Origin of the sequence: Bradyrhizobium embrapense, assembly GCF_001189235.2 — a bacterium.
Taxonomy (GTDB): domain Bacteria; phylum Pseudomonadota; class Alphaproteobacteria; order Rhizobiales; family Xanthobacteraceae; genus Bradyrhizobium; species Bradyrhizobium embrapense.
Map to the genome: position 1 here is coordinate 167,887 of NZ_LFIP02000003.1, position 24,637 is coordinate 192,523.

A 24,637-nucleotide genomic window follows, 5' to 3' on the forward strand; every position below is an offset into this window, starting at 1 on the left:
TCAATGTTTCGCACCCGGATTTGCCTTGCCGCCGCGCTGCTCGCCGTAGGGCTCCATGCCGCGTCGGCCCAGACGGCGGCGCCGGCAGCGCCGGCACCGGCCGCCGCCACCACGGCCAAGCCGTCGAAGATCAAGCTCACGATGGAGAAACTGAAGGCCATGAAGGCGCAGTGGCGCGCCAACAAGCCGAAGCTCAAGGCCTGCCGCAAAGAGGTGAAGCAGAAGGGCCTGATCGGCGACGACCGCTGGTTCTACATCTCGGACTGCATGGCCAGGAGCTGAGCCACGTCGTTCCGAGCGCGTTGAACTTGAGCGGAGGGATTGCGCCCCCACAGGCGAGATGCTCGATGGAGCAGCGGGCCGCCGATCACTCCGCGGCCGCAGGTGTCACCTTGGCGGGCTCCAGCGCTGCCGCGATCGCCTCATCGACGCGTTCCAGCCAGATGAACTCCAGCTTGGCGCGGGCGCCGGCAGGGATGTCGTCGTAGTCGCGCTTGTTGCGCGCCGGCAGCATCACCCGGGTCAGGCCGGCGGCCGCGGCGGCGACCACCTTCTCCTTGATGCCGCCGACCGGCAGCACGAGGCCGCGCAACGAGATCTCGCCGGTCATCGCGGTGTCGCTGCGCACGGTGCGATCGGTCAGGAGCGAGGTGAGGGCGGTGAACATCGCAACGCCCGCGCTCGGGCCGTCCTTCGGCGTGGCGCCGGCGGGAACGTGGACGTGGATGTCGCTCTTCTCGAACACCGCGGGATCGATCCCGAGTTGCGTCGCGCGGCTCTTCACCAGCGTCATCGCGGCCTGCACGCTCTCGCGCATGACGTCGCCGAGCTGTCCGGTGATCATCAACGCGCCGCGGCCCGGCGTGCGCGAGGCCTCGATGAACAGGATGTCGCCGCCGACCGGCGTCCAGGCAAGTCCGGTGGCCACGCCGGGAATGCTGGTGCGCTGCGCGATCTCGTTCTCGAAGCGCGGCTGGCCGAGCAGCGCCACGATGTCCTTCGGCGCGATGGTGACGTGGCTGGTGCTGCCGTCGGCGATCTGCACCGCGACATTGCGCAGCACCTTGCCGATCTCGCGCTCCAGGTTGCGGACGCCGGCCTCGCGGGTGTAGCTCTTGATGATCAGCCGCAGCGCGTCCGGCTCGATCTCGACCTGCTCGGCCTTGATCCCGTTGGCCTCGAGCTGGCGCCGCACCAGATAGCGCTTGGCGATCTCGAGCTTCTCGTCCTCGGTGTAGCCGGCGAGGCTGATCAGCTCCATGCGGTCGAGCAGCGGGCCCGGCACGCCGTCGAGCATGTTGGCGGTGGCGATGAACACGACACGCGAGAGGTCGAACGGCACGCCGAGGTAATTGTCGCGGAAGGTCGAGTTCTGCTCGGGGTCGAGCACCTCGAGCATCGCGGCCGACGGATCGCCCTGGATGCCGCGGCCCATCTTGTCGATCTCGTCCAGCATCATCACGCAATTGCGCGCGCCGGCCTTCTTGATCGCCTGGATGATGTTGCCGGGCAGCGCGCCGATATAGGTGCGGCGATGGCCGCGGATCTCGGCCTCGTCATGCACTCCGCCGAGCGAGACCCGCACGAACGGTCGCGACATCGCGCGCGCGATCGATTGGCCGAGCGAGGTCTTGCCGACGCCGGGAGGCCCGAGGAAGCAGAGGATCGGCGCCTTGCCGCCGGGGGCGAGCTTGCGCACCGCGAGATATTCGATGATGCGGCTCTTGATCTTCTCGAGGCCGTAATGGTCCTGGTCGAGGATCTTGCGCGCCTCCGCGATGTCGATCGGCTTCTCGTCCGGCAGGCTCCAGGGCAGGTCGATCAGCCAGTCGAGATAGCTGCGCACCATGCCGGACTCGGCGGCGGCCTCCGGCATCCGCTCGTAGCGGCGCAATTCCTTCTGCGCCTGGCTCTCGGCCTCCGGCGGCATCTTGGCCTCCGCGATCGCCTTGGTCAGCTCGGCGACCTCGGCCGCCTTGCCGTCGCCCTCGCCGAGCTGGCGCTGGATGGTCGCCATCTGCTCGCGCAGGATCGCCTCGCGCTGCCGCTCGTCGAAAACCGCCTTGGTCTTCTGCCCGATCTCCTGGCTCAGCCTCAGCACCTCGATGCGCTCGGCGAGATGCCGCGAGACCTTGTCCATCCGTGCGACGAGATCGATGGTCTCGAGGATGTCCTGCTTCTCCGCCGGCTTGATGTCCATGTAGGAGGTCGCAAGGTCGGCGAGCGTCGCCGGCGACGTCGTGCCCTGCAGCGCGGCGATCAGCTCGGGCGGTGTCTGCGGCAGCAATTGTGCGGCCTCCAGCGCCTGGCGCTGCAGATTGAGGAAGCGCGCCTCGATCTCCGGCGAGGTGGTGGTCGGCTCCGGAATCTGCAGCACGCGGGCGGCGAGGAACGGCGTGCCGGGCAGATAGTCGAGCACGCGCATGCGCTGCACGCCCTGGCAGACCAGATGGTGGCTGTCGTCGGCGCCGGTGATGTAGCGCACGATGTTGGCGATGGTGCCGACGCGGTAGAGCCCGTCGGGGCCGGGATCGTTGGTCTCGGGATCGCGCTGCAGCAGGATGCCGATCGGCCGCTGCTCGCGCACCGCCTGCTGGGCGGCGGCGATGGAAGTCGCACGCGCGATCGTGATCGGGATGATGACGTCCGGGAACAGCACGGTGTTGCGCACCGGGACGATGATCGTCGCGTCGCTCGGGATCGGCGCCGAGTTCGACGGGCTTGAAGGGTTGGAAGCAGCCATGTCGAAATCCCCTAGCTCGATTTTCCGAGCCGCAGGCCGACGCAGCCATGCGCGGCAAAGCGGCTGATGGTGTAGCGGCCGGTCGGCAGCGCGATGCGGCGTTCGAAGTGGCCCTGAGGCAGCTCGAGGCGCAGGATGCGCGCGTTGCGCAGCTCGGCGGGCAAAGTGCGGCGGCCGGAGATCACCAGCGTGCCGCCGTCGAGCGCGGCCTCGACCTCGTCGGGGTCGACCCCCGGCAGCGCGACCAGGATCAGGATCTCCTCCTCGGTCTCGATCACGTCCATCGGCGGTTCCCAGCTCGGCTCGCTGGTGCCCGCGCGCGGGTGTAAATTGAGGAAGCTCTGGTGCAACCGTTCGGCGCGGGCGAGCGCCTCGATCGCATCCGTCAGCATCCAGTTGGTCTGATCCTTGGGCCGCATGGGCACTCTCCACGTCGCATTGGGAGGCGAGGTTACCGGTCTTGCCGCCGACCGTAAACCGGCCCCTCGCGCCGCCGATCGAGGCCAAAATTGTCCGAAATCTCGCGATTTGCGATCCGCCCGGCGCGTCCGGCCGCTTATGCCGCGGCTATGTGACAGGGCTGCCGGTCCTCTCGAATTCCTACGGCCTTCCCAGCATCTTTGCCGTGACGCGGTGCGCTCGCGCGCCGCCACAGGAAGAAGGTGGGACATGACCTTGCTCCATTACCACGATGCCCGGTCGCATGGTTCGGCCGGTGCGATGCCAGCGACGCTGCAGCGGACGATCCGGCGGATCGGCCTCGCTTTCAGGACCGTTCACCGCGCCATCGCCGCCGCCAAGATCCATCGGCTGCGCAACGAGCTGTTGCTGCATCGCGGCCATGAGGATTGGGCACGCACCCATCTCCATGTCGGCCTGCTCGGCGGCGATGCCGAGAAATATCCGCGCGCGCCGGTCGTGCTCGGCGAGAAGTGGGACTACTGACATGAGCATGGTTTCATTCGTCGCCGCCCTGCTGCGCCGTGTCGCGGAAGGCATGCTCAAATTCCTCGCCTGGATCGGCGAGGAGCCGATCGGCGGCTACCGGCCCGAGGCGCATTACATGCGCGGCCCGGGGCCGGCGTGGCGGGCCAAGCATCAGCCACCTCAGGTGGCTTCGCTGCGCAGCGTCAGGTGATCGAGCAGGTTCATCGGAAGCGGGAAGACCACGGTCGATGAGCGTTCACCGGCGATGTCATGCAGCGCGGCGAAATAGCGCAGCTGCATCGCCTGCGGCTCCTGGGCGAGGATCCGGCCGGCCTCGACCAGCTTCTCGGCGGCCTGCTGCTCGCCCATCGCGTTGATCACCTTGGCGCGCCGCAGCCGTTCCGCCTCGGCCTGCTTGGCGATCGCCCGCACCATGGTTTCGTTGATGTCGATGTCCTTGATCTCGACCGCGGTGACCTTGATGCCCCAGACGTCGGTCTGCTTGTCGAGGGTCTCCTGGATATCGGCGTTCAGCCGGTCACGCTCGGCCAGCATTTCGTCGAGCTCGTGCTTGCCGAGCACCGAGCGCAGCGTGGTCTGGGCCAGCTGGCTGGTCGCGGCCATGTAGTCGCTGACCTTGATGATGGCGCGCTCCGGATCGACGATGCGGAAGTAGAGCACGGCGTTGACCTTGACCGAGACGTTGTCGCGCGAAATCACGTCCTGCGGCGGCACGACCTGCACCACCACCCTGAGGTCGACCTTCACCAGCTGCTGCACCACCGGAATCAGGATGATCAGCCCCGGGCCCTTCACCCCGGTGAAGCGGCCGAGCGTGAAGACGACGCCGCGCTCGTATTCGCGGAGCACGCGCACCGCCTGGGTCAGGAAGATGATGACCAGCAGTGCGATCGCCGCATAGGTGAAATAATCAAGCATCATGCTGTACCTCCTTCGCCGGCCGAAGCCGGCGCACGCCGCACGACCAGCGTCAAATCGATGATGTTGGCGACCTCGACCGTCTCTCCCGCTCGGAATGGCTCGGTGCCGCGCGCCTGCCAGCGTTCGCCGTTGGTGAAGACGTGACCCGTGGTCTCGGACCAGTCGAGCACCTCGGCCGATAGTCCGCGCATGGCTTGCGCACCCGTCCGCAGCGGACCGTTGCGCGCGCGGCGCAGCGCGCCGAGCACGACCAGAATGAGACCTGCGAACATCGCCGCGACGATGCCGATGAGCGGCCATGACAGGGCGTATCCGGGCGCCTCGATCCGAAACAGCATGGCGGCTCCGAGGACAAAGGCGACGATACCTCCGAGGCCAATCACGACGGTCGGGTTGAAGGCCTCGATCGCGAGCAGCGCCATCCCGACCAGCATCAAGGCGAAGCCGGCATAGTTGATCGGCAGCATGTTGAGCGCGTAGAGCCCGAGCAGCAGGCAGATCGTGCCGACAACTCCGGGCGCCACGGCGCCGGGGGACATGAATTCGAAGATCAGGCCGTAGATCCCGACCATCAGGAGAACGAATGCGATGTTGGGGTCGGTGATGACAGCAAGCACGCGCGAGATCCAGTTGGGATCGATGGCTTCGATCACGGCATCTTTGGTCGCCAGCCGTTGGGTCTTGCCGCCGGCGAGCTCCACCGTCCGGCCGTCGACCTGCCTGAGCAGATCGGCCAGATCGTGCGCGGTGAACTCGATGACACGGGCCTGCAGCGCGGCGTTGGTGGAAAGGGTGGCGGCGTCGCGCACCGCCTTCTCGGCCCCGTCGGCGTTGCGGCCACGCAGTTCGGCTAGGCTGCGGATGAAGGCGACGGCATCATTCGTCACCTTCGTCGTCATGGCATCCTTGGTCCCCGACGGGTTGCCGGTGTCCTTGTCCTTGCCGTCCTTGTCCGGGGTGCCGCCCGGCAGGCCCGGTAGCGGGCCGCCGATCTGCACCGGCGTCGCGGCGCCGATATTGGTGCCGGGCGCCATCGCCGCAAGATGGGTCGCATAGAGAATGTAGGTCCCGGCGCTCGCGGCATGGGCGCCGGAGGGCCCAACATAGCCGATCACGGGAACGGGCGAGGCCAGCACGTCGGTGATGATCTCGCGCATGCTGCTGCTGAGTCCGCCCGGCGTATTCATTCGCAGAATTACGATCTCGGCGTGCCGCTCGGCGGCCTTCGCCAGGCCATCCCTGACGTAACTGGCCGATGCCGGCCCGATCGCGCCATCGATTGAAATGGTCAGGGCAACGCGGTTGTTGTCCGCGGCCGTACCGGGACTGATGGAAACAACCAGAGCGACCAGCGCGGTCGCCACAACGAGAGCCGCCTTGAAGGTCTGCACGGCAAGCACTCCCTTGCCGTGGATATGGGATGCCGTTGCGGAACCTCAATATGGCGCGGTGTCACCGACGCCGTGCGCCGGTCCCGTTGTGCATTGCGATGGCCGGTGTCGGGTCGGCAAAGCTCACTGCGCAGCAGCGAGGTATTCGTCGGCAAGCTCAGCCATCGCCTGCGCGACTTCCGCCTTAGCCGTCGTATCCAGCTGCACGATCGGCAGTCGCGTCGTCGGCTGCATGTACCCCAGCAGTGCCAGCGCGAATTTCAGCGCGGCGGGGTGCTCGCGCTCCAGCAGCGTCGCGAGCGGCACCAGGCGCTGATGCAACTCGCGCGCCTGGTACAGCCGGCCCTCACGCAGATGCCGGGCCACCGCCACGCACAAATCGGGCGCGAGGTTCGATACCGACGAGATGCAGCCGTCACCGCCGGCGGCCATATAGGCGAGCGAGGTGGTGTCGTCGCCGGTCAGCATCCGGAATGTCGCCGGCAGGCGTGGACGAAGGCGCCTGAGGCGGGCGACATCGCTGCTGCCGTCGCGCAATCCAATGAGGCGGGGCGATGCGGCGAGCTCGACCAGCGTCTCGTCTGTCAGCCCCTTCACTGTCCGCGACGGGATGTCGTGCAGGATCAGGGGCAGCGTCGTGACCGCAGCGACGGCGCGGAAATGCGCAGCCATGCCTTGCGGCATCGGCTTGTTGTAATACGGCACGACCGACATGATGGCGTCGGCGCCGGCCGCTTCCGCGGCGCGGGTGAACGTGACGGCGCGATCCGTGGCGTTCGACCCGGCGCCGGCGATGATGCGGACCCGCCTGCGCGCGACGCGGGCTGCGATGCGAACCAACTCTGCGCGTTCCGCAGGCTCCAGCGTCGAGCTTTCACCTGCAGTCTCGCCGACCACGAGCGCCGTGGCGCCGGCTGCGATCTGACGCTCGCACAGCCGGCCGAATGCATCAGTGTCGATTTCGTCCTGGTGGGTGAAGGGGGTCGGAAGATCGGGGATGAAGCCCGACAGCCATTTGGCCGAATCCGCGTTCGCGGCCATGCTCGAAATGACTTTCGTAGTCGCTTTCGCAGTCATGGGAATGGCTCAAGCCACGCGGCTTGCGCGGAGGGGCGCGGTCTTGCCGTGCATGTCGAGCTCGAGCCCGCGCGACAGCTCGACGATCATTTCGGGGTGCTGGCCATTCTCGAACAGCGCGTATTTGACGGCCTGGGCGCGGTTGACGAACAGGCCGCCATAGAGGCCGTTCTGCTGCTGGGCGACCCACTGGCCGCGCTGGTTGCGGCCGATGAAGACGACGGTGGACGCTGCGCTACACGAGGGAGGTTCGACGAGTTTCACGGTGGTAGTCCTTCCAATCACAAGTCACGCGTTCAATGTCTGTTGTGACGGATATGAAATCGAGCGCGGCGGACGGCCGACTTCATAGGAGCGGCATAGGATTTGAGGGGTGAGCTTAGACGTGCTGGACGATGCCGGTGCCGAGCGCGCACAGCGCGACATAGGCGGTCATCTCGTCCCAGTGATTGAGATTTGCGGCAAACGGCATCTCGCGCTTCACCAGCCCCGCGAGTGCACAGATCAGCGCCGACATCCAGAGCAGCGTGACGAGGCCCCTGCCGAAGCCTGCGCCGGCGAACACGGCGAAGCCGATCATGATGGCCAGCCGGAAACCGAACCGGACGATGACCTGGACCGACTGCAGCTGCTGCGGCAGTTGTTTGGCGTTCACGACGTCGCCGCCATCAGCCGATATTGTCGATGAGCAGCGGCTCGTAGAGCGAGCTGATGCCGCGACGGACGGTCGGCACGCTGGTGCGGTTCTCGGGCGCGAAGATCCGCTGCGCCTCGACGAAGCCGCTCAGGATCGCGAGCGCAAGATCCGCATGGCGGGTCTCGATCGACTGGTCGAGCCAGTCAGGTAGCTCGCGTTCGCGCGACAATGCACAGTGCCACTCGCCCTCGTCATAGACCAGGCGGCGGACCTGCCATTGCGGCAGTTCGAGATCGAGCAGCGCGATCGCGGCATCGGTCCAGGCGCCGGACTGGATCAGGCGCTTGATGCGGGCGCTCTTGCCGCCGTATCCCGCCGAAGGAAATCGCCGGCAGGTCTGGCTAACGATGTCGGCGATGAGCTCGGCTGTGACGGCATAGGCATCGCGCAGCCGGTCGGCGAGGTCGGCGGAGGTGTTTTGGGATAGTACTGACATGGCGTCATCCCGTCGAAAGCGCGGCCCAACAAGGTGAGGCTCAAGGCATTGGCCGCACGCCCAAAATGGCCGCACAGCCATTTGAAAACGAGAGGAGGCAAGCGGCGGAGATATAGGGATTCCATAAAGATGAAACGGGCCTGGCGAAGGCGGCAAGCCCAGTGTCGGGGGACGATCGAACGTTTGGCTATTTTCCCATCGAGCAGCAAGGCGGGTTTGATTTTGGTCAAGCACATGGTCGTCTCCTGCTCGTAAGTTACGCTATAGAAGCGGAGCGCACCGGGTTTTTATAGGATTCCTATAACGTCCTTATGCGTCACATCTCGAAAACCTATGCTCCGGATGGCACCTCACCAGTATCCGGCGCGGAGCGTTTATAAGATCGCTCCGGGCCCTGTGATGCATAGGAGTCTCTCATGATGGACATTCTCATGGCGGCGCTGGCGATCGGCTTCTTCGCGGCCGGCATCGGCTACGCTTACGCCTGCGAACGGCTGTAAGGGAGGCGGCGATGATCTTCGATTACTCGCTCGCCGGCCTCGTCTCGCTCGGCCTGCTGTTCTACCTCACCTATGCGTTGCTGCGGCCCGAACGCTTCTAGGCGGTTCGCGATGTCTGCGCTTTGCACAATTCTGTTGGCCGACGCGGTGCTGACCGGGCTGTTGCTCGGCATGTTCGCCTCGCTGTTGCGCTTCGCCCCCATTCGAAAGGTTTGACGCAATGACCGTCATCGGTTGGATTCAAATTATTCTGTTCTGCGCGATCGTGGTCGCGCTGGTCAAACCGCTCGGCTGGTACATGACCCGCGTGTTCAACGGCGAGCGCACCTTCCTCTCACCCGTGCTGCGCCCGGTCGAGCGCGGCATCTACTGGGTCGGCGGCGTCGACGAGCGGCGCGAGCAGCACTGGCTGACCTATACTGTCGCCATGCTGCTATTCCATGTCGGCGGCTTCGCGCTCATTTACGGCCTGATGCGGCTGCAGGCGGTGCTGCCGTTCAACCCGGCCGGCCAGACCTCAGTTGCCGAAGATCTCTCCTTCAATACCGCGATCTCCTTCATCACCAACACCAACTGGCAGAACTACGGCGGCGAGAGCACGCTGTCCTACCTGGTCCAGATGCTGGGCTTGACGCATCAGAACTTCCTGTCGGCTGCGACCGGCATCGCGCTGGCGATGGCTCTGATCCGCGGCTTCACCCGTTCGTCGATGCGCACGGTCGGCAATTTCTGGGTCGACGTCACGCGCTGCACGCTCTACGTGCTGCTGCCGATTTGCGTCGTCTATGCGCTGTTCCTGGTCTGGCAGGGCATGCCGCAGACGCTTGGTGCCTATGTCGACGCCACTACGCTGGAGGGCGGCAAGCAGACCATCGCGCTCGGACCGGTCGCCTCGCAGGTCGCGATCAAGATGCTGGGCACCAATGGCGGCGGCTTCTTCAATGCCAACGCCGCGCATCCGTTCGAGAACCCGACCGCGCTGTCGAACCTCGTGCAGATGATCTCGATCTTCGCGCTCGGTGCCGCGCTGACCAACGTGTTCGGCCGCATGGTGAGCAATCAGCGCCAGGGCTGGGCGATCTTCGCTGTGATGGGCATCCTGTTCGTCGCCGGCGTTACCGTCACCTACTGGGCAGAAGCCAACGGCACCTCGGCGCTGCAGGCGCTTGGTCTCACCGGCGGCAACATGGAGGGCAAGGAGGTCCGCTTCGGCATCGTCGCGTCCTCGCTGTTCGCCGTGATTACCACAGCTGCGTCCTGCGGTGCGGTCAACGCCATGCATGACAGCTTCACCGCGCTCGGCGGCATGATCCCGCTGATCAACATGCAGCTCGGCGAGGTCATCATCGGCGGCGTCGGCGCCGGATTCTACGGCATGCTGCTGTTCGTCGTGTTGGCGATCTTCGTCGCCGGCCTAATGGTCGGCCGCACGCCGGAATATGTCGGCAAGAAGATCGAGGCGCGCGAGGTCAAGATGGCGATGCTCGCGATCCTGGTGCTGCCGCTGATGTACCTCGGTTGGACTGCCGTCGGCGTGGTGCTGCCGTCGGCGGTGGCATCGATGGCCAATGCCGGCCCGCATGGTTTCACCGAGGTGCTGTATGCTTATACGTCCTCGACCGGCAACAACGGCTCGGCCTTCGCGGGCCTCACCGGCAACACGCTGTTCTATAATCTGACGCTCGCCTCTGCGATGTTCGTCGGCCGCTTCTTCATGATCGTGCCGGCGATGGCGATCGCGGGATCGCTGGTCGAGAAGAAATCGATCCCGGCCTCGGCGGGCACTTTCCCGACCACCGGCGGGCTGTTCGTCGGCCTCGTCATCGGCGTGATCCTCATCATCGGCGGCCTCACATTCTTCCCGGCGCTTGCGCTCGGGCCGATCGTCGAGCACCTCGCCATGAACGCCAATACCTTGTTCTGATTGAATACGTCCGGAGTGACATCCATGGAAACCATGAAACTGCAGAAGCAGGTGACGGCGTCGACCATGCTCGACCCGAAGATCCTGGTGCCGGCGATCAAATCGGCCTTCGTCAAGCTCGATCCGAGGCTGATGGCGAAGAACCCCGTGATGTTCGTGGTCGAGGTCGTGGCTGCGTTGACCACCGTGATCTTCGTGCGCGATCTCGTCACCGGTAACGCCAATCTCGGCTTCACCTTCCAGATCATCCTTTGGCTCTGGTTCACGGTGCTGTTCGCCAACTTCGCCGAAGCCGTCGCCGAAGGGCGCGGCAAGGCGCAGGCGGAGTCGCTGAAGAAGACCCGCACCGAGAGCCAGGCCAAGCTGCTGACCGGCACCGACCGGACCTATCGCATGGTGCCCGGCACCTCGCTGAAGGTCGGCGATATCGTGCTGGTCGAGGCCGGCGACAACATCCCGTCCGACGGCGAGGTGATCGAAGGCGTCGCCTCGGTCAACGAAGCCGCGATCACCGGCGAATCCGCGCCGGTCATTCGCGAGTCCGGCGGCGACCGTTCGGCAGTCACCGGCGGCACCCAGGTGCTGTCGGACTGGATTCGCGTCCGCATTACCGCGGCGCAGGGCTCGACCTTCATCGATCGCATGATCAAGCTGGTCGAGGGCGCCGAGCGGCAGAAGACGCCCAACGAGATCGCGCTCAACATCCTGCTCGCGGGCCTCACCATCATCTTCGTGTTCGCGACGGTGACGATCCCGAGCTATGCCGCCTATGCCGGCGGCTCGATCTCGGTCGTGGTGCTCGTGGCGCTGTTTGTCACGTTGATCCCGACCACGATCGGTGCGCTGTTGTCGGCGATCGGCATCGCCGGCATGGATCGCCTGGTGCGCTTCAACGTGCTGGCGATGTCCGGCCGCGCGGTGGAAGCCGCCGGCGACGTCGACACGCTGCTGCTGGACAAGACCGGCACCATCACCCTCGGCAACCGCCAGGCGACCGCGTTCCGCCCCATCCGTGGTGTCACCGAGCAGGACCTCGCCGACGCGGCGCAGCTCGCCTCGCTCGCCGACGAAACGCCGGAAGGCCGCTCCATCGTGGTGCTCGCCAAGGAGAAATACGGCATCCGCGGCCGCGACATGCACGAGCTCGCCGCGACCTTCGTGCCGTTCACCGCGCAGACCCGGATGAGCGGCATCGATGCCGGCACCTCGTCGGTCCGCAAGGGTGCGGTCGACGCCATCCTCGCCTATGTCGACGGCGGGTCGCCCCGCACCCTCGCATCGGGCAACACCGTCCGTGCGGTCGCGGCGACGATGAGCGCAGAAGCGCGCGAGATCCAGGCTATTGCCGACGAGATCGCCAAGGCCGGCGGCACGCCGCTTGCGGTCGCCAAGGACGGCAAGCTGCTCGGCGTCGTGCATCTCAAGGACATCGTCAAGGGCGGCATCCGAGAGCGCTTTGCCGAATTGCGCCGGATGGGCATCCGCACCGTGATGATCACCGGCGACAACCCGATGACCGCGGCCGCGATCGCAGCCGAGGCCGGTGTCGACGATTTCCTGGCGCAGGCAACCCCCGAGGACAAGCTCAAGCTGATCCGCGACGAGCAGTCCAAGGGCAAGCTGGTCGCAATGTGCGGCGACGGCACCAACGACGCGCCGGCGCTCGCGCAGGCCGACGTCGGTGTCGCCATGAACACCGGCACCCAGGCGGCCCGCGAAGCCGGCAACATGGTCGACCTCGACTCCAACCCGACCAAGCTGATCGAGGTGGTCGAGATCGGCAAGCAGCTGTTGATGACCCGCGGTGCGCTGACCACGTTCTCGATCGCCAATGACGTCGCAAAGTACTTTGCGATCATCCCGGCGATGTTCCTCGCGTTCTACCCGCAGCTCCAGGTGCTGAACGTCATGCACCTGGCAAGCCCGCAGAGCGCGATCCTGTCGGCGATCATCTTCAACGCGCTGATCATCATCGCGCTGATTCCCCTGGCGCTGAAGGGCGTCAAGTATCGCGCCGTCGGTGCCGGTGCGCTGCTCAGCCGCAACCTGATGATCTACGGCCTCGGCGGCATTATCATCCCGTTCATCGGCATCAAGGCGATCGACCTCATCGTCGCCGCCCTGGGCCTGGCTTAAGGAGCCGCAATCATGTTGAGAGAAATCCGCCCCGCCATCCTCGTGCTGGTCCTGCTGACTGCGATCACGGGCCTTGCCTATCCGCTCGCCATGACGGCGATCGCCGGCGTCATCTTTCCGAAGCAGGCGCAAGGCAGCCTGATCGAGAAGGGCGGCAAGGTGATCGGCTCCGCCCTGATCGGGCAGGAGTTCAAGGAGGACAAGTACTTTCACGGCCGGCCGTCGGCGACGACGGCGCCCGATCCGAACGACGCTTCCAAGACCGTGCCGGCGCCGTACAACGCTGCCAATTCCGGCGGCTCCAACCTCGGCCCGACCAGCAAGGCACTGAGCGACCGGGTCAAGGAGGATGTCGAGAAGCTGAAGGCGGAGAATCCGTCGGCCAGCGTGCCGGTCGATCTCGTCACCGCCTCGGCCAGCGGCCTCGATCCCGACATCTCGCCGGACGCTGCGCTGTTCCAGGTGCCGCGGGTGGCCAAGGCGCGCAGCATGTCGGAGGACGCGGTGCGCGAGCTGGTGACGCAGAACACGCAGGGTCGCTTCGCCGGCGTGATCGGTGAGCCCCGCGTTAACGTTCTTGCGCTCAACCTGGCGCTCGACGCGGCAAAGGCGAAATAGGGGAGTAGGCCCGCTCTCGCAGGATGACTATATTGCGGTATGGCCAATCAGCGTGACCCCGATAAAAGACCCTCGCCGGATGCGCTGCTCGAGGCGGCGCGCCGCGAGACCGATCGGTCGGGGCGGCTGAAGATCTTCATCGGCGCCGCTCCCGGCGTCGGCAAGACCTATGAGATGCTCTCGAGCGCTCACGCCCGCCTCAAGGCGGGCGTCGACGTCGTGGTCGGTGTCGTCGAGACCCATGGACGGGTGGAGACCGAGGCGCTGCTGAGGGGTCTCGAGGTGATACCGCGGAAGCGGCTGACCTATCGCGACCAAACCATCGAGGAGATGGACCTCGACGCCCTGATCGCGCGGCGGCCGCAGCTCGCACTGGTCGACGAGCTCGCCCATACCAATGCGCCGGGCAGCCGGCATCCCAAGCGCTATCTCGACGTCGAGGAATTGCTGTCGCACGGCATCGATGTCTACACCGCGATCAACATCCAGCACATCGAGAGCCTCAACGACGTCGTCGCGCAGATCACCCATGTGCGGGTGCGCGAGACTGTGCCCGACTCGGTGGTCGATCGCGCCGATGCGATCGAGCTGATCGACCTTACGCCCGACGACCTGATCCAGCGGCTGAAGGAGGGCAAGGTCTATGTGCCCAAGCAGGCGGAGCGGGCGCTGGAGCACTATTTTTCGCCCGGCAATCTCACCGCGCTGCGCGAGCTGGCGTTGCGCCGCACCGCCGAACGGGTCGACGAGCAGCTGCTCACCCACATGCAGGCCAATGCGATCCAGGGGCCCTGGGCCGCCGGCGAGCGCATCCTGGTGTGCCTGAGCGAGGATCCGCGCGCGGCCGGCCTCGTGCGCTACACCAAGCGCCTGGCTGACCGGTTGCATGCGCAATGGACCGCGGTCAGCATCGAAACGCGGCGCAGCCTTCAACTCAGCGACGAGCAGCGCGACCGGCTTGCCGACACCATGCGGCTCGCTGAATCGCTCGGCGGCGAGGCGCTGACCCTTCCCGGCGTCGGCCGCCGCATCGCCGACGACGTAATCAATTTCGCCCAGGCCAACAACGTCACCCAGATCATCATCGGCAAGTCGACGCGCTCGCGCTGGTTCGAGCTGACGCGCGGTTCGGTGGTGCACGATCTGGTGCGCCGCGCCGGCAACATCAGCGTCAACGTGATCGCCGGCGACGAGCTGCCGGTCGGCAAGGCGGCGGTGCAGACCGCACAGCGCCAGGAGCCGTTCAATCCGCGGCCCTATCTGATGGCGCTGCTGCTGACGGCGATCGGGCTCGGCGCGGCCAAGCTGATCCAGCCGTTTTTCGGCATCGAGAATGTCGACCTCGTCTTCATCACCGCGGTGGTCGGTGCGGCGGCGCGCTACGGCCTGGGGCCGTCGCTCTTGGCCAGCGTCGCGGCCTCGCTGTGCTACAACTTCTTCTTCCTGCCGCCGGTCTACACCTTCACCATCACCGACCCGACCAACGTCGCGGCGTTCTTCTTCTTCATGCTGATCGCGCTGATCGTCTCCAACGTCGCGGCACGGGTGCGCACCCAGGCCGACACCGCGATCGGCCGCGTCCGCACCACCGAATCGCTCTACGCCTTCAGCCGCAAGCTCGCCGGCACCGCGACGCTCGACGACGTGCTGTGGGCGACCGCCTACCAGATCGCCCTGATGCTGAAGGTGCGCGTGGTGCTGCTGCTGCCGGAGGGCGGCATGCTGACCGTCAAGAGCGGCTATCCGCCCGAGGACCAGCTCGATCAGGCTGATCTTGCCGCCGCCAACTGGGCTTGGGGCAACGATCGCCCGGCCGGCCGCGGCTCCGACACGCTGCCGGGCGGCAAGCGATTGTTCCTGCCGATGCGCACCGGCCGCGGCCCGATCGGCGTGATCGGCATCGACGACGACCGCACCGGGCCGCTGTTGACCCCGGACCAGCGCCGGCTGCTCGACGCGCTGGTCGACCAGGGTGCGCTCGCGATCGAGCGCGTGCTGCTGGTCGAGGACATGGACCGGGTCAAGCGCACGGTCGAATCCGACCGGCTGCGCGGCGCGCTGCTGACCTCGATCTCGCACGATCTCAAGACGCCGCTGGCCTCGGTGCTCGGCTCGGCCTCGGCGCTGCGCGATCTCGGCGCCAGCCTGAGCGACGCCCAGAAGCACGATCTGCTCGCGACCGTGATCGACGAGTCGGAGCGGCTGAACCGGTTCATCGCCAATCTCTTGGACATGACCAAGCTGGAATCCGGCGCGATCGTGCCGAACACCGCGCGGCACGATGTGGGCGAGATCGTCGGCAGCGCGCTGCGCCGTGCCGCCAAGATCCTGGTGCATCACCGCGTCTCGCTGGAGCTTGCCGCCGACCTGCCGATGCTGGAGCTCGATGCCGTGCTGTTCGAGCAGGTGCTGTTCAATCTGCTCGACAACGCCGCGAAATACGCGCCCTCGGACACCACCATCTCGATCCGCGGCGTGCGCGACCGCGATGCCGTGACGCTGCAGATCCTCGATGAAGGCAACGGCATTCCCGCCGCCGAGCTCGAAAGCGTGTTCGACAAGTTCTATCGCGCCGAGAAGGGCGACCATATCCGCCCAGGCACCGGCCTCGGCCTTGCGATCTCGCGCGGCTTCGTCGAGGCGATGCGCGGCACGATCGCGGCCGCCAACCGCGCCGACCGCAGCGGCGCCGTCATTTCTATCCGCCTGCCGATCCCGGCCGACGCCAACGCGCTGGACACTGCTGCATGAACGCCACGCCGATCAAGGTCCTGGTCATCGACGACGAGCCGCCGATCCGCAAGCTGCTGCGGATGGGGCTGAGTACGCAGGGCTACGACATCCTCGAAGCCTCCAACGGCAGAAACGCGCTGGAAATGCTGGGCGAAGAGCCGGCGCTGATCATCCTCGATCTCGGCCTGCCCGATATCCAGGGCCACGACCTGTTGCGCATGATCCGCGGCCGCAACGAGAGCGTCCCGATCGTGGTGCTGTCGAGCCGCGGCGACGAGGCCGGCAAGGTGCAGGCGCTCGATCTCGGCGCCGACGACTACCTGACCAAGCCGTTCGGCATGGACGAATTGCTGGCGCGGCTGCGCGCTGCATTGCGCCACCAGCTGCAGGTGCAGGGCGAGCGCCCGGTGTTCCGCTCCGGCGATCTCTCGGTCGACCTGGTGCGCCGGATCGTCAAGGTCGGCGACAGGGAGATCAAGCTGTCGCCGAAGGAGTACGACCTGTTGCGCGTGCTGGTGCAGCATGCCGGCAAGGTGCTGACCCATCGCTTCCTCCTGAAGGAATTGTGGGACGAATTGACCGATGCGCAATATCTGCGGGTCTATGTGCGCCAGCTCCGCCAGAAGATCGAGGCCGACCCCGAGCGTCCGCAGTTCGTGCTGACCGAAACCGGCATCGGCTATCGGCTGCGCGCGGCGGACTGAGAGCTTCGGAACTTTCGCTCCCATCAAGGCTCGTTTTCCGTTACCGGGAGAACAAGCCATGGCAAGGAAATACTCGCGGAAGGCATCGGGCGATGTCGAGCGTGTCATGAAGAAACGCAAGGCCGGCACGCTGCGCAGCGGCCGCTCCAAGAAGAAGGTGAAGAGCCGCAAGCAGGCGATCGCGATCGGCTTGTCCGAGGCGCGCGCCAAGGGGCGGAAGGTGCCGAAGAAGGCATCCAAGAAGACAGCGAAGCGCAAGACGGCGAAGAAGCGGAAGACTGCGAAGAAGAAGTAGTCTTCGCATATCGATCCTCGTCATTGCAACGAGCGAAGCGGCGAAGCAATCCACCTCTCCACGCCGGGACAGATGGATTGCTTCGCGGAGCCTGTCATCCGGCGGCGCTGCGCGCCGACCGGGTGGCTCGCAATGACGTGAAGAGGCCTTACCCCGCCTTGCGCGATCGCGCGCTAGACCGGTGCGCCTTCTTGGCGGGACGGCGATGCGCAGCCGGCCGGCGGGCGCTTGAGCCTGCGCGCCTGGCGCCACCTTTCCGGTCCTTCAGGCTCTGCTTCAGCGCGTCCATCAGGCTCACCACATTGCTCGGCTTCTCCTCGCGCGCCGCGGCCTTGATCGGCTTGCCGGCGGCCTTGCGGCGGACCAGCGCCTTCAGCGCGGTCTCGTACTCGTCCTTGAATTTCGACGGGTCGAAATGCGCGGCCTTGCTGTCGAGGATGTGACCGGCCAGTTCGATCATGTCTTTGGTCACCTTCGGGCTCTTGATATCGTCGAAATAATCGTCGGCATCGCGTACCTCGTAGGGGTAGCGCAAGGTGGTGCCGAGCATGCCTTTGTCGAGCGGCTCGATCGCGATCACGTGCTCGCGGTTGGTCAGCACGATGCGCGCCAGCGCGACGCGGTCCTGGTCCTTCATGGCGTCGCGGATCACAGCGAACGCGTCGACGCCGGCCTTGCCGTCGGGCCTGATGTAATAGGGATGGTCGAGATAGCGCTTGTCGATCTCGCCCTCGGGCACGAAGCTGTCGATGTCGATGGTGTGGTTGCTCTCGATCTGCACCGCCTCGAGCTCGTCCTTCTCGATCTCGACATATTTGCCCTTGCTGACCTCGTAGCCGCGGCCCTTCTGGTCGCCGTCGACGACGTCGCCCGTCTCGCTATCGACCATCTGCTGCTTCAGCCGGTTGCCGGTCTCGCGGTTGATCATGTGAAAGCGGGTTTTCTCGACCGTGGTGGAGGCCGGGTAGAGCGCCACGGGGCACGACACCAGCGAGAGTTTGAGCGTGCCTTTCCAGTAGGCGCGGGGAGCGGCCATGATCGCCTCCAAACAGCTTGAGTTTGGAACTTGAACGGATACCGTAGGTTTTGGTTCCTGAAGGCCGCGCAGAGGCGGCGGCCACCGTTTGCGCCGAGGCGTGGACGTATAGCTGAGAAATCACGTGCCGCTGAGAAACCTCACCACCTATCGCAAGAAGCGCGACTTCGAGAAGACCGATGAGCCGTCGGGCGACGTCAAGGTCGCCCCCGGCCAGCAGCGGCGCTTCGTCATCCAGAAGCACGACGCGACGCGGCTGCATTATGATTTAAGGCTGGAGTTCGACGGCGTCTTCAAGTCCTGGGCGGTGACGCGCGGGCCGTCGCTCGATCCGCATGACAAGCGGCTGGCGGTCGAGGTCGAGGATCATCCGCTCGACTATGGCGATTTCGAAGGCACCATTCCGGAAGGCCAGTATGGCGGCGGCACGGTGCAGCTCTGGGATCGCGGCACCTGGGAATCGGACGATCCCGAGCGCGGCTTCAAGAAAGGCGATCTGAAGTTCACGCTGCATGGCGACAAGCTGCACGGCAGCTGGGTGCTGGTGCGGATGAAGAACGACCGCTTCGGCGGCAAGCGCACCAACTGGCTGCTGATCAAGCACCGCGACGAATATGCCGTCGATGGCAACGGCGAGGCGGTCCTCGACGAGGACCGCTCGGTCGCCTCCGGCCGCTCGATGGCAGAGATCGCGGCCGGCAAGGGCCGGGCGCCGAAGCCGTTCATGCTGGCCAAGGGGACCAGCAAGGGCAATGGCAAGGCCAAGGCCGATGCGGTCTGGCAGTCCAACCATGGCATGGCGGCGGACGCGCGCGCCAGGACCAAGGCGCCGGCGCCCAAGCAGAAACTAAAGGGACAATTGAAGGCGCCGCGGAAGGCGAAGGCCAAGCAAGTGACGGAGATGCCGGATTTCGTCGCGCCGCAGCTCTGCACCGCGGTCGAGAGCCCGCCCAGTGGCGCAGGTTGGTGCCATGAGATCAAGTTCGACGGTTATCGCGTGCAGCTCCGTGTGGAGGGCGGCGAGGCCGTGCTGAAAACCCGCAAGGCACTCGACTGGACCGACAAATTTGGCGCGATCGCCAAGGAAGCCGGCAGGCTGCCGGACGTGCTGATCGATGGCGAGATCGTCGCACTGGACAAGAACGGAACGCCGGATTTTTCCGCGCTGCAGGCGGCGCTATCGGACGGCAAAACAGACCAGCTGGTTTTCTATGCGTTCGACCTGCTGTTTGCCGGTACCGAGGATCTGCGTCCGCGGCCGCTCAGCGAGCGCAAGGCGCGGCTGAAGAAGGTGCTCGGGGCGCGCAAGGGCAAGAACCCCTTGATCCGCTATGTCGAGCATTTCGAGGAGAGCGGCGAGGCCGTGCTGGAGTCCGCGCGCAAGCTCGGGCTGGAAGGCATCGTCTCCAAGCGTCTCGACAGGCCATACCGGTCGGGCCGATCCGATGACTGGACAAAGGCGAAGGTTCGTGCCGGCCACGAGGTGGTCCTCGGCGGCTGGAAGACCACCAATGGCAAATTCCGCTCGCTGATGGCCGGTGTCTATCGTGATGGCCACCTGGCGTTTGTCGGCATCGTCGGCACCGGCTTCGGCCAGGACACCGTCCGTCGCATCATGCCGGCGCTGAAAGCGGCGGCATCCGACACCAGCCCGTTCGGCGGCAAGGACGCGCCGAAGAAGACCCGCGACGTGCACTGGCTAAAGCCTGAGCTGGTCGCCGAGATCGAGTTCGCCGGTTGGACCGATGCCGGCAATATCCGCCAGGCAGCGTTCAAGGGCCTGCGTCAGGACAAGCCGGCGCATGAAGTCGAGGCCGAGCGGCCGGTGGCAACCAAAGTGGTGAAGCCGATGGCGAAAGCAAAATCCGGCGAGGTCATGGGCGTCGCCATCTCGCATCCCGACAAAGCCTTGTGGCCCGACGCCGGCGACGGCAAGCCGGTGACCAAGCTCGACCTCGCCAACTATTTCGAGGCGGTCGGTGCGTGGATGATCTCCTACCTCAAGGGCCGGCCGTGCTCGATCGTGCGCGCGCCCGACGGCATCAAGGGCGAGACGTTCTTCCAGCGCCACGCGATGGCCGGCACGTCGAAGCTCCTCAAGCTCGCCAAGGTCTCCGGCGACCGCAAGCCCTATCTGCAGATCGACCAGGTCGAGGGCCTCGCGGCGGTCGCGCAGCTCGGCGGCCTCGAGCTGCATCCCTGGAATTGCGCGCCCGATGCCTATGACACGCCGGGCCGGCTGGTGTTCGATCTCGATCCCGCACCCGACGTCGCGTTCTCCGACGTGGTCGATGCCGCCAAGGACATGCGCCAGCGGCTCACCGCGGTCGGCCTCGAGAGCTTCTGCAAGACCACCGGCGGCAAGGGCCTCCATGTCGTGGCGCCACTGCTCGCAGGCGCCAAGGACAAGGTGACGTGGAAGGAAGCCAAGGCGTTCGCGCAAGGCATCTGCCAATGGATGGCGCAGGACGAACCCGAGCGCTTTCTGATCAACATGTCGAAGGCCAAGCGCACCGGAAAGATCTTCCTCGACTATCTGCGCAACGACCGGCTTTCGACCGCGGTCGCGGTGCTGTCGCCGCGGGCGCGGCCGGGCGCCACGGTGTCGATGCCGCTGACCTGGACCCAGGTGCGCGGCGACCTCGATCCGAAGAAATACACGGTAAGGACCGTGCCGGCGCTGCTCGCCAGGAGCAAGGCGTGGAACGGCTATGAGGATGCGGCGTCGTCGATCAAGGCGGCGATGAAGAAGCTCGGGGCGCACTAGCAAAGGTTTAAGCAAGCTTGTGCCGCTGGCGTAGTCGTCCTACCCGCTCGAAGGCAAGGTATCGAGTGCGCCGCGGCTTATCGGCTTAATCGCCAGCGCCTCTTCAAAACTGGTTCACCCGCGAAAGCTTTCGCGGGTGACGATAGTCATTGATATGACACGGCGCGCCGGGGGGGCGCTACAATCGTCCCAGCAGCAGCAGGATCAGCAGGATCACGATCACCAAGCCGAGACCGCCCCCGCCATAGTAACCGGTGCCGTAGAACGGTCCGCCGCCGATGCCGCTGAAGCCGCCAAGCAGCGCAATGACCAGAATGATAAGAATGATCGTTCCAATTGACATGTCAGTCCTCCTCAGCCCCGCGGGCTCGTCGTCGCTGCCCGTCGGGAAGGAAACAACCTGCAACTATGAAGGTTCCGGTTTGAGCGGTGCGATAAAACTGTGCGATCTTCCATTTGCTTTGGAACAGAACTACATCAACGGAAACCATGGAGGAGTGCACTGCGATGTCGGCTCCGCTGATCGTCTCGATCCCCCACAGCCTCGGCCGCGACGAGGCCATGCGCCGCCTGAAAACAGGCCTGTCGCGCGCAGCGGCGAACGTGCCGGTCATGAGCGTCGACGAGGAGCGCTGGGAGAATAACCGCATGAACTTCCGCGTCCATGCGCTGGGCCAGGTCGCGGCCGGATATCTCGATGTCGAGGACACCCATGTGCGGCTTGAGGTGACACTGCCGTGGCTGTTGCAACGGTTCGCCGAGGTCGCGCAGGTCGCGATTCAGAAGAGCGGGCAGCTGCTGCTGACCAAGCGCTGATGCGCGGCGCTAAAGCGCGATGAGATTGAGTTGAATCGTCATCGCGCTTTGGCTCCTTGTTTGAGCATGATCTTGTCGGAAAACCGCTTCACACTTTTCCGGATCATGCTCTAGCCATGCGCGCGTGCGCGTTTTGGGGCTTGCTTCGTTCCAGCCGGGGCCTTCGCCTTCAGCACCGTGACCGGCAGTTTTGCGAACAACCTCGAGAGCTGAACGTTGCCGTCGCCGCCGGGGAGCGCATATCCAGCCACGTCGATCTCGCCTTCAAAGGCCTCAGCGCGCGGCCAGCTGCGTCCACCTTGCGTGAACGGGGCAAATGATTTCGCCACCGCGACGATGACCGCATCGCGGCCATGGCGCCGTGCAAAGGCGATGACATGATCGCGATGCGCGCCGCTGACCGCGAGCGGCTGGTAGTCGCCGCTGGTGAAAATCTCGGGCAGCGCGTTGCGCAGCCGCAGCAGATGCCGCGTCCATGCGAACTTCAGGCGGCCGTCGCGCCAACTTTCCGCCAGTGCATCCCAATCCGACGCCTCCAGTGCCGCGAGCAGGTCAGCGCGTGCGGCAAAGTCGACCGGACGGCGGTTGTCGGGGTCGACGAGCGATAGATCCCAGCTTTCGGTGCCTTGGTAGAAATCCGGCACGCCCGGCATCGTCGCCTTCAGGGTGATCTGGCTCAGCGAATTCAACGCGCCGATCAGCGCGGTGCGCTGCGCCAGCGCCTCCAGCGCATCGAGGAATTCAGGCGAGGCCCTGCGATCGAGGATCCGCGCGATGAAGGTCTTCACGCCGGCTTCATACGGTTCGTGCGGATTGAGCCAGCTGGTCTCCTGCTTGCCCTCGCGCGCGGCCTTCAGGGCATAGGCCTGGATGCGGCCGACCAGCGACGGGTCGTCCGGGTCCCAGGCGCCGAGCAGGGCCTGATACAGCATGTATTCGAACGTCGCCGATGGAGCCCGCATCTCGCCGTCGAGCACCAGATGCGGCGCGTTGAGCACCTTCCAGCGCGCTACCGCGCTGGTCCATTCGCCGGGAATTTCGGCGAGCGCCATGATGCGGGCGCGGGCGTCCTCGCCGCGCTTGGTGTCATGGGTCGCGGTCGCCGTCATGCCGTGCGGCCATTCGCGGGCGCGGGTCTGCATCATGGCGTGGAAGGTCTCGGGCGCGATTGAGCCGGCGGCCGGATCGCCACCGACCTCGTTGAGCGCGAGCAGGCGGTGGTAGCGATAGAACGTGGTGTCCTCCAGCGACTTCGCCATCATCGGCCCGGTGAATTGCTGCACCTTCAGCGCGAAGCGGCGCACCCGCGGCGCGCTGTGCGGCGGCCGGCCGGGTTTCAGGAGGTCCATGGTCAGGGCATCGCGCAGGAAGTCGAAGATGCCTTCGTCCGCGGCGTACCAGTCGGCGCGGGCGCGCTCGATGGTCGCGCTGATCAGCGCGCGGTCATGTGCGGTCGGGCCGGAGGCGGTAAGATAAGTGCGATAGACCGGGAAGTGCAGCACGTAGAGTTCGAGCGCCTGCCGCAGGCTGTCGGCGGAGAAGTCGCGGGTCGAATAGTGCCCGCTGGCGATGCGCGCGACGAGCCGCGCCAGCACGGTGAATTCGCTGGTCAGCAAGGTCTCCAGCACGCGGCGCTTAGCCGCGCGCAGCACCGGCATCAGGTTCGGCGACTGGTTGCTGATCTGGCGCCAGATCTCGTTGAGCGGCTCGAGGCCGGTGCCATCGACCAACACCTGGCTGATCGTGTTCATCCATTCGTAGCCGGTAGTGCCGTGCACGCCGGCAAACTTCGTCAGCTTCTCATCCTCGCCGAGGATCTTCTCGATCACCATGTAGAACGGCTTGGCCTTGCCGCCCTGCGCAGAGCGGATCAGGCGGCGCAGCCGCTGGAAATATTGCGCGGGATCGCGCAGGCCGTCGATATGGTCGAGCCGCAGGCCTTGCAGCCGGTCCTCCGCGATCAGCCGCTTGACGAGGCTGTGGCTCGCCTCGAACGTGGCAGCGTCCTCGACCCTGAGGCCGGCCAGCGTGTTGACGTCGAAGAAGCGGCGATAGTTGATGTCGCTGGAGGCAAGCCGCCAGTGGCCGAGCTTGTAGTGCTGGCGTTCCAGCAGATGATGCAGCGCCAGCGTCTGGGTAGGCCGGTCCTCGGCGGCGCGATAAGCGTCCAGCCCGCGCGCGATGATCCCGGCACCGCCTTCGATCGCCTGGATCGCGGCCTTCAGGGCCGGTGCTTCCCTGCGGTTCGGGTGGCGCAGCCCGCGATATCTGGCGGCGAGCTCGAGCAGCGCGCGGCCGGCCGGGCTGTCCTCGGCGCCGGCCTCGCGGACGATGGTCCGCAGCACCTCGCCATAGCGCTCCGGCGCGATCGGCAGGCGGTGCTCGAAGTACCAGGCGGAGAAGCTGCCTTCGGTCGCTTCGTAGCGCAGTGCGATCTCGCCGCGCTCCAGGGCCTGACCATAGGACGAGCCGAGGATCGGCAGCAGCACGCCGCCGCGCGCACGATACGGCAGCTGGTCCCAGTCGATGTCGAAGGAGACCGCGTGCGGCGAGGCCGGTCCCCATTCCAGCACGTCGAGCCACCATGGATTGTCGGCAAAGTGCACGCCGACATGGTTCGGCACGAAATCCAGGATCAGGCCGAGGTCGTTCTGCTTCAGCGCGTCGCTGAGCCGCGCAAAGCCGTCTTCGCCGCCGAGTTCCGGATTGAACTCGGTGTGGTCGACCACGTCATAGCCATGTGTCGACCCTTTCCGCGCCTTCATGAAAGGCGACGCATAGACATGGCTGATGCCGAGCGCCTTCAGATACGGCGCCACCGCGGCGGCGGCATCGAAGTCGAAATCGGCGGTGAGTTGCAGTCGGTAGGTCGCGATCGGGATCGCCGGAGGCATT

23 protein-coding genes are annotated in these 24,637 nt (G+C 65.7%); 12 read left to right on the top strand and 11 right to left on the bottom strand.

Annotated features, from left to right (window positions below; genetic code table 11):
- Positions 1-3: 3 nt before the first annotated feature.
- On the top strand, positions 4-282 hold the full coding sequence (locus AKN83_RS14900; RefSeq protein ID WP_050401199.1) for a hypothetical protein: 279 nt from the start codon (positions 4-6) through the stop codon (positions 280-282).
- An 85-nt stretch (positions 283-367) separates the two neighbouring features.
- Here AKN83_RS14900 and lon read toward each other — a convergent pair whose 3' ends face one another.
- Both lon and AKN83_RS14910 read right to left on the bottom strand, forming a co-directional pair.
- A complete protein-coding gene (gene lon, locus AKN83_RS14905; protein ID WP_050401198.1) occupies positions 368-2,743 on the bottom strand; it encodes an endopeptidase La in 2,376 nt (791 codons plus the stop codon).
- 11 nt (positions 2,744-2,754) lie between these two features.
- Positions 2,755-3,162, bottom strand: coding sequence for an Hsp20/alpha crystallin family protein (locus tag AKN83_RS14910; protein ID WP_050401197.1), 408 nt, complete (start codon positions 3,160-3,162; stop codon positions 2,755-2,757).
- 250 nt (positions 3,163-3,412) lie between these two features.
- Between AKN83_RS14910 and AKN83_RS14915 the strand changes: the two genes are divergently transcribed.
- Positions 3,413-3,688 (top strand): hypothetical protein, encoded by a 276-nt coding sequence (locus tag AKN83_RS14915; protein ID WP_050401196.1) that lies wholly within the window; start codon positions 3,413-3,415, stop codon positions 3,686-3,688.
- A gap of 1 nt (position 3,689) precedes the next feature.
- Positions 3,690-3,881, top strand: coding sequence for a hypothetical protein (locus tag AKN83_RS14920; RefSeq protein ID WP_050401195.1), 192 nt, complete (start codon positions 3,690-3,692; stop codon positions 3,879-3,881).
- Here AKN83_RS14920 and AKN83_RS14925 read toward each other — a convergent pair.
- The 6 genes from AKN83_RS14925 to AKN83_RS14950 all read right to left on the bottom strand — a co-directional run bounded on the left by AKN83_RS14925 (position 3,851) and on the right by AKN83_RS14950 (position 8,213).
- Positions 3,851-4,612 carry a slipin family protein gene (locus AKN83_RS14925; RefSeq protein WP_050401194.1) on the bottom strand — a complete coding sequence of 254 codons (762 nt, stop codon included), beginning with the start codon at positions 4,610-4,612 and terminating at the stop codon, positions 3,851-3,853. The two genes, AKN83_RS14920 and AKN83_RS14925, sit on opposite strands and share 31 nt — an antisense overlap.
- A complete protein-coding gene (locus AKN83_RS14930; RefSeq protein ID WP_050401204.1) occupies positions 4,609-6,003 on the bottom strand; it encodes an NfeD family protein in 1,395 nt (464 codons plus the stop codon). The genes AKN83_RS14925 and AKN83_RS14930 overlap by 4 nt, the downstream gene beginning before the upstream one ends.
- Before the next feature lie 123 nt (positions 6,004-6,126).
- Positions 6,127-7,080: a 4-hydroxy-tetrahydrodipicolinate synthase gene (gene dapA / locus AKN83_RS14935; protein ID WP_172803555.1), complete on the bottom strand. Its 954-nt coding sequence runs from the start codon at positions 7,078-7,080 to the stop codon at positions 6,127-6,129.
- A 9-nt stretch (positions 7,081-7,089) separates the two neighbouring features.
- Positions 7,090-7,344: a hypothetical protein gene (locus tag AKN83_RS14940; RefSeq protein WP_050401192.1), complete on the bottom strand. Its 255-nt coding sequence runs from the start codon at positions 7,342-7,344 to the stop codon at positions 7,090-7,092.
- A gap of 115 nt (positions 7,345-7,459) precedes the next feature.
- On the bottom strand, positions 7,460-7,735 hold the full coding sequence (locus tag AKN83_RS14945; RefSeq protein ID WP_083992074.1) for a hypothetical protein: 276 nt from the start codon (positions 7,733-7,735) through the stop codon (positions 7,460-7,462).
- 13 nt (positions 7,736-7,748) lie between these two features.
- Positions 7,749-8,213 carry a hypothetical protein gene (locus AKN83_RS14950; protein ID WP_050401191.1) on the bottom strand — a complete coding sequence of 155 codons (465 nt, stop codon included), beginning with the start codon at positions 8,211-8,213 and terminating at the stop codon, positions 7,749-7,751.
- A 511-nt stretch (positions 8,214-8,724) separates the two neighbouring features.
- Between AKN83_RS14950 and AKN83_RS14955 the strand changes: the two genes are divergently transcribed.
- The 7 genes from AKN83_RS14955 to AKN83_RS14985 all read left to right on the top strand — a co-directional run bounded on the left by AKN83_RS14955 (position 8,725) and on the right by AKN83_RS14985 (position 17,123).
- Complete coding sequence (locus AKN83_RS14955) at positions 8,725-8,814, top strand: K(+)-transporting ATPase subunit F (RefSeq protein WP_016846764.1); 90 nt, start codon at positions 8,725-8,727, stop codon at positions 8,812-8,814.
- 119 nt (positions 8,815-8,933) lie between these two features.
- On the top strand, positions 8,934-10,637 hold the full coding sequence (kdpA, locus tag AKN83_RS14960) for a potassium-transporting ATPase subunit KdpA (protein WP_050401190.1): 1,704 nt from the start codon (positions 8,934-8,936) through the stop codon (positions 10,635-10,637).
- Positions 10,638-10,661: 24 nt separating this feature from the next.
- Positions 10,662-12,773, top strand: a complete 2,112-nt coding sequence (gene kdpB, locus AKN83_RS14965; RefSeq protein ID WP_063695355.1) for a potassium-transporting ATPase subunit KdpB — start codon at positions 10,662-10,664, stop codon at positions 12,771-12,773.
- A 12-nt stretch (positions 12,774-12,785) separates the two neighbouring features.
- Entirely contained in the window at positions 12,786-13,391 is a 606-nt protein-coding gene (locus AKN83_RS14970; RefSeq protein WP_050402069.1) for a K(+)-transporting ATPase subunit C, read from the top strand.
- A gap of 39 nt (positions 13,392-13,430) precedes the next feature.
- A complete protein-coding gene (locus AKN83_RS14975; protein WP_050402070.1) occupies positions 13,431-16,142 on the top strand; it encodes a sensor histidine kinase in 2,712 nt (903 codons plus the stop codon).
- Positions 16,139-16,828, top strand: coding sequence for a response regulator (locus tag AKN83_RS14980; protein ID WP_050402071.1), 690 nt, complete (start codon positions 16,139-16,141; stop codon positions 16,826-16,828). The genes AKN83_RS14975 and AKN83_RS14980 overlap by 4 nt, the downstream gene beginning before the upstream one ends.
- Positions 16,829-16,886: 58 nt before the next feature.
- A complete protein-coding gene (locus AKN83_RS14985) occupies positions 16,887-17,123 on the top strand; it encodes a DUF6496 domain-containing protein (protein ID WP_050402072.1) in 237 nt (78 codons plus the stop codon).
- A gap of 148 nt (positions 17,124-17,271) precedes the next feature.
- Here the strand turns inward: AKN83_RS14985 and ku are convergent, their stop codons facing one another.
- Positions 17,272-18,159, bottom strand: coding sequence for a non-homologous end joining protein Ku (gene ku / locus AKN83_RS14990; RefSeq protein WP_050402108.1), 888 nt, complete (start codon positions 18,157-18,159; stop codon positions 17,272-17,274).
- Between the two features lie 124 nt (positions 18,160-18,283).
- Between ku and ligD the strand changes: the two genes are divergently transcribed.
- Positions 18,284-20,926: a DNA ligase D gene (gene ligD / locus AKN83_RS14995; RefSeq protein WP_050402073.1), complete on the top strand. Its 2,643-nt coding sequence runs from the start codon at positions 18,284-18,286 to the stop codon at positions 20,924-20,926.
- 178 nt (positions 20,927-21,104) lie between these two features.
- Here the strand turns inward: ligD and AKN83_RS38290 are convergent, their stop codons facing one another.
- On the bottom strand, positions 21,105-21,269 hold the full coding sequence (locus AKN83_RS38290; protein WP_021080901.1) for a DUF3309 family protein: 165 nt from the start codon (positions 21,267-21,269) through the stop codon (positions 21,105-21,107).
- 164 nt (positions 21,270-21,433) lie between these two features.
- On the opposite strand from AKN83_RS38290, the gene AKN83_RS15000 reads away from it, so the two are divergent.
- Entirely contained in the window at positions 21,434-21,742 is a 309-nt protein-coding gene (locus tag AKN83_RS15000) for a polyhydroxyalkanoic acid system family protein (protein WP_050402074.1), read from the top strand.
- 110 nt (positions 21,743-21,852) lie between these two features.
- Here AKN83_RS15000 and treY read toward each other — a convergent pair whose 3' ends face one another.
- Complete coding sequence (gene treY / locus AKN83_RS15005; protein WP_063695356.1) at positions 21,853-24,636, bottom strand: malto-oligosyltrehalose synthase; 2,784 nt, start codon at positions 24,634-24,636, stop codon at positions 21,853-21,855.
- Position 24,637: the final 1 nt, after the last annotated feature.

Coding starts and splice junctions, on each gene's coding strand:
- AKN83_RS14900 (WP_050401199.1), top strand. CDS start 4: ATGTTTCGCACCCGGATTTGCCTTGCCGCCGCGCTGCTCGCCGTAGGG.
- lon (WP_050401198.1), bottom strand. CDS start 2,743: ATGGCTGCTTCCAACCCTTCAAGCCCGTCGAACTCGGCGCCGATCCCG.
- AKN83_RS14910 (WP_050401197.1), bottom strand. CDS start 3,162: ATGCGGCCCAAGGATCAGACCAACTGGATGCTGACGGATGCGATCGAG.
- AKN83_RS14915 (WP_050401196.1), top strand. CDS start 3,413: ATGACCTTGCTCCATTACCACGATGCCCGGTCGCATGGTTCGGCCGGT.
- AKN83_RS14920 (WP_050401195.1), top strand. CDS start 3,690: ATGAGCATGGTTTCATTCGTCGCCGCCCTGCTGCGCCGTGTCGCGGAA.
- AKN83_RS14925 (WP_050401194.1), bottom strand. CDS start 4,612: ATGATGCTTGATTATTTCACCTATGCGGCGATCGCACTGCTGGTCATC.
- dapA (WP_172803555.1), bottom strand. CDS start 7,080: ATGACTGCGAAAGCGACTACGAAAGTCATTTCGAGCATGGCCGCGAAC.
- AKN83_RS14950 (WP_050401191.1), bottom strand. CDS start 8,213: ATGTCAGTACTATCCCAAAACACCTCCGCCGACCTCGCCGACCGGCTG.
- AKN83_RS14955 (WP_016846764.1), top strand. CDS start 8,725: ATGATCTTCGATTACTCGCTCGCCGGCCTCGTCTCGCTCGGCCTGCTG.
- kdpA (WP_050401190.1), top strand. CDS start 8,934: ATGACCGTCATCGGTTGGATTCAAATTATTCTGTTCTGCGCGATCGTG.
- kdpB (WP_063695355.1), top strand. CDS start 10,662: ATGGAAACCATGAAACTGCAGAAGCAGGTGACGGCGTCGACCATGCTC.
- AKN83_RS14970 (WP_050402069.1), top strand. CDS start 12,786: ATGTTGAGAGAAATCCGCCCCGCCATCCTCGTGCTGGTCCTGCTGACT.
- AKN83_RS14975 (WP_050402070.1), top strand. CDS start 13,431: ATGGCCAATCAGCGTGACCCCGATAAAAGACCCTCGCCGGATGCGCTG.
- AKN83_RS14980 (WP_050402071.1), top strand. CDS start 16,139: ATGAACGCCACGCCGATCAAGGTCCTGGTCATCGACGACGAGCCGCCG.
- AKN83_RS14985 (WP_050402072.1), top strand. CDS start 16,887: ATGGCAAGGAAATACTCGCGGAAGGCATCGGGCGATGTCGAGCGTGTC.
- ku (WP_050402108.1), bottom strand. CDS start 18,159: ATGGCCGCTCCCCGCGCCTACTGGAAAGGCACGCTCAAACTCTCGCTG.
- AKN83_RS38290 (WP_021080901.1), bottom strand. CDS start 21,269: ATGTCAATTGGAACGATCATTCTTATCATTCTGGTCATTGCGCTGCTT.
- AKN83_RS15000 (WP_050402074.1), top strand. CDS start 21,434: ATGTCGGCTCCGCTGATCGTCTCGATCCCCCACAGCCTCGGCCGCGAC.
- treY (WP_063695356.1), bottom strand. CDS start 24,636: ATGCCTCCGGCGATCCCGATCGCGACCTACCGACTGCAACTCACCGCC.